This window comes from Kitasatospora sp. NPDC053308 (assembly GCF_055585785.1).
This window is the reverse complement of record NZ_JBVJJY010000054.1, coordinates 1-4,260: the sequence shown is the minus strand read 5'-3', so window position 1 is coordinate 4,260 and position 4,260 is coordinate 1. Positions and strand designations below refer to the sequence as shown.

The 4,260-nt window shown below is 76.9% G+C and carries 1 protein-coding gene; it reads left to right on the top strand.

Going from position 1 to position 4,260, the window contains the following annotated elements; all coding sequences use genetic code 11:
- Positions 1 to 53 precede the first annotated feature (53 nt).
- Positions 54 to 4,260 (top strand): type I polyketide synthase (locus ACZ6Y7_RS37865; RefSeq protein WP_465762531.1); only part of this gene is annotated, 4,207 nt, incomplete at its 3' end.

The following is a 4,260-nucleotide window of genomic DNA, read 5'->3' as shown; positions in this document are numbered from 1 at the left end:
CCGTGCTGGCCGAGGTGGCCCCGCGTCAGGGCCGCGTCCCGATGGTCTCGGCGATGACGGGGGAGACCCTGACGGGCGAGGAGCTGGACGCCGCGTACTGGTACGCCAGCCTGCGCGCGACCGTCCACTTCGACGGCGCGGTGCGCACCCTGGCCGGTCAGGGCCACCGGGTGTTCGTCGAGGTCTCCCCGCACCCCGTCCTGCTCGGCGCGATGACCGAGTCGCTGGAGGAGGCCACCCAGGCCGCCGGCCCGGGGGCCGTGCCCGCCGCCGTCTGCGGCACCCTGCGCCGCGACGACGGCGGCGCGACCCGTCTGGTCACCTCGCTCGCCGAGGCCTTCGTCCACGGCGCCCCGGTCGACTGGACGTCCGTCCTGCCGGCCGGCCGGCGGGTGGACCTGCCGACCTACGCCTTCCGGCACCAGCGGTTCTGGCCGAAGGGCACGCTGGGCGAGCTGCGCTCGTCCCGCTCGGGCGGCGGCGACCCGATGTCGCTGGGCCTGGGCGCCGTGGGCCACCCGATGCTCGGTGCGGCGGTCGAACTGGCCGGCGGCGCCGGCCTGGTGTGCATGGGCCGGCTCTCGCTGCGCACCCACCCGTGGCTGGCCGACCACGCCGTCGGCGGGGTCGTGCTGCTGCCCGGCACCGGCTTCGTCGAGCTGGCGGTGCGCGCCGGTGACCAGGTCGGCTGCGGCCTGCTGGAGGAGCTGACGCTGCACGCGCCGCTCGTCCTGCCCGCCGACCGCAGCGGCGTCCAGCTCCAGGTGGTCGTGGCCGCGCCCGACGCCGAGGGCCGCCGCGGGGTCGAGGTGTTCTCCCGCCCCGAGGACGCGGCCGCCCAGCAGGCGTGGATCCTGCACGCCGGCGGCGTGGTCGCCCCCGCCCTGACGGCCGGGAAGGCCGACGAGGACTTCCTCGCGTGGCCGCCGCGGGACGCGGCGCCGGTGGACGTCACGGACCTCTACCCGGTGCACCTCGCGGAGGTGTACGGCCCCGCGTTCCACGGCCTGCGGGCCGCCTGGCGCCGCGGCGAGGACGTGTTCGCCGAGGTCGCGCTCCCGGAGGAGGTGGCGCGGGAGGCGGGCGCGTTCGGTCTGCACCCGGCACTGCTCGACGCCGCCCTGCACGCCTCGGTCCTGGCGGAGCCGGTCGCCGGCGCCGAGCCGGGCCAGGTGCCCATGCCGTTCGCCTGGACCGGCGTCGAGCTGCACGCCGGCGGCGCGTCGGTGCTGCGCGTGCGGCTGCGCCAGGACGCCCAGGGCGGCGTGTCGCTGACCGCCGCGGACGCCACCGGCGCTCCGGTGGTGACGGTGGGATCGCTGGTGAAGCGGCTGGTCGGGATGGACCAACTCCGTGCCGCCCACAACGAGCTGACCGATTCGCTGTTCGTCCAGGACTGGACCCCGGTGGCCGGCGGCGACGCCCCGGCCGGGGAGTGGGCGCTGCTCGGTCCCGACCGCTTCGGCCTGGTCAACGGGCTGGACGCCGCGGGCGTGCGGGTGCGCTCCTTCGCCGACATCGCCGGGCTGGCCACCGCCGCCGCCGAGGCGGGCGGGGCCGGCCTGGGCACCGCCCTGGTGTGCGCCGACGCCCTGCTCGGCGCGGCCGAGGACGCGGGCCCGGTCGACGACGCGGGCCCGGACTTCCCGGACGCCGTCCGGCGGGCCGGTGCCGCGGCGCTGCGGCTGGTGCGGGAGTGGCTGGAGGAACCGCGCCTGGACGCCACGACGTTGGTGGTCGTCACCCGGGGCGCGGTGGACGCGGTCGGCGGCGAGGCGGTGACGGACCTGGCCGCGGCCTCCGTCCGGGGCCTGCTGCGGTCGGCCCAGGCGGAGAACCCGGACCGGCTGGTCCTGGTCGATCTCCCCGCCGTGGATGCCGCCGCCGTGGACGCCGACGCCGTGAACGCCGCCGCCGACCAGATCGCTCTGCTGCCCACCGCGATCGGCGGCGACGAGCCCGAGCTGGCGCTCCGCGGACAGACCGCCTACGGCCGTCGGCTGACCCGCCCCGCCGGCGAGCTGGTGCCGGTCGCCTGGCCGGACGAGCCGCAGGCCGATCCGGCGGCCCGCTCGCTGCTGGTGACGGGCGGCACCGGAACGCTGGGCGCGCTGGTCGCCCGGCACCTCGTGGCGACCGGACGGGCCGGCGGCGTGGTGCTGACCAGCCGTTCGGGCCCGGGAGCCGCCGGGGCGGCCGCGATCGCGGCCGAGCTGGCGGAGCTGGGTGTCTGGGTGCGGATCGTCGCCTGCGACGCGGCCGACCGGGACGCGCTGGCCGCCGTGCTGGAGCAGATCCCGGCCGACTCCCCGCTGGGCTCCGTCGTCCACTCCGCGGGCGTCGTCGACGACGGCGTGATCGCGTCGCTGACGCCGGAGCGGCTGGCGGCGGTCATGCGGCCGAAGGTCGACGCGGCCTGGCACCTGCACGAGCTCACCCAGGACCTCGACCTGGACCACTTCGTCCTGTTCTCCTCCGCGGCCTCGACCTTCGGCGCGGCCGGCCAGGGCAGCTACGTCAGCGCCAACTCCTTCCTGGACGCCCTGGCCGGCTACCGCCGGGCCGCGGGCCTCGCGGGCAGGTCGCTGCAGCTCGGTCCGTGGATGCACGAGGCCGGCATCGGCCGGAACCTCAACGAGACCTCGCTGTCGCGCATCGACCGGGGCTTCGTGCCGCTCGGCGCCGAGGACGGCCTGGTCGTCCTGGACGTGGCGCTCGGCCGGGACGAGGCCGTGCTGATGCCCGCCCGCCTCGACGTGGCGTCGCTGCGGGCCCAGGCCTCGGGCAGCGCGGACGTCCCGCCGCTGTGGCGGACGCTGGCCGGCGTGTCCGCCCGGCGCGCGGCCGCCTCCGCCGCCACCGGCACGGGCGCCGACGCGGCCGACGCGCTGCGGCGGCGGATCGCGGCCGTCTCGGGCACCGAGCGCGACCGGCTCCTGCTGGACCTCGTCCTCGCCCACGTCGCCGCCACGCTGGGACACGCCTCGGCGGACGCCATCGACGCGGGCCGGCCGTTCACCGACGTCGGCTTCGACTCGCTGACCGCCGTCGAGCTGCGCAACCGCCTGAACGCCGAGACCGGCCTGCGGCTGCCCGCGACGCTCGTCTTCGACTACCCCACGCCGACCGCGCTCGCCGCGCTGCTGCGCGCGGAACTGGCGGGCGACCTGCCCGCCGTCGCGGCGCCCTCCGCACCCGCGGCCACGGGCACGGCGGACGAGCCGATCGCGATCGTCGGCATGGCCTGCCGGTTCCCGGGCGGCGCGGCCAGCCCGGAGGAGCTGTGGCGGCTGCTGTCCACCGGGACGGACGCGATCGGCCCGTTCCCCCGGGACCGCGGCTGGGACCTGGAGAGCCTCTACCTCGAGGACCCGGACGCGCAGCGCCCGGGCGAGGCGTACGAGCAGGCGGGCGGATTCGTCCAGGACGCCAGCGCCTTCGACGCCGGCTTCTTCGGGATCAGCCCGCGTGAGGCGCTGGCGATGGACCCGCAGCAGCGGCTGCTGCTGGAGACGTCGTGGGAGGCGTTCGAGCGGGCCGGGATCGACCCGGCGGCGCTGCGCGGCAGCCAGACCGGCGCGTTCGTCGGCGGCTACAGCTCCCGGTACGCGACCGACGTGCAACTGGACGGCACGGAGGTCGTCGAGGGGCACCTGGTGACCGGGAACGCGACCAGCGTGCTCTCGGGCCGCCTGTCCTACACCTTCGGCCTGGAGGGCCCGGCCGTCACGGTGGACACGGCCTGCTCGTCGTCGCTGGTGGCACTGCACATGGCCGTTCAGGCACTGCGGCTGGGGGAGTGCTCGCTCGCCCTCGCCGGCGGGGCCACGGTCACCGCCACCCCCGGGGTCTTCGTGTCGATGGCCAAGGCGGGCGGCGTGTCCGTGGACGGGCACTGCAAGTCCTTCGCCGCGGCGGCCGACGGATCGGGTTTCGCCGAGGGCGCGGGCATGCTCGTCGTGGAGCGGCTGTCCGACGCGCAGCGCAACGGGCACAAGGTGCTCGCGGTGATCCGTGGTTCCGCCGTCAACCAGGACGGCGCGTCGAACGGTCTGACGGCGCCGAACGGCCCGTCCCAGCAGCGGGTGATCCGGGCCGCCCTGGCCAACGCCCGCGTGTCCTTCGCCGACGTGGACGTCGTGGAGGCGCACGGGTCGGCGACCAAGCTCGGGGACCCGATCGAGGCCCAGGCGCTGCTCGCCACCTACGGCCAGAACCGTCCCGAGGACCGGCCGCTGTGGCTGGGGTCGGTGAAGTCGA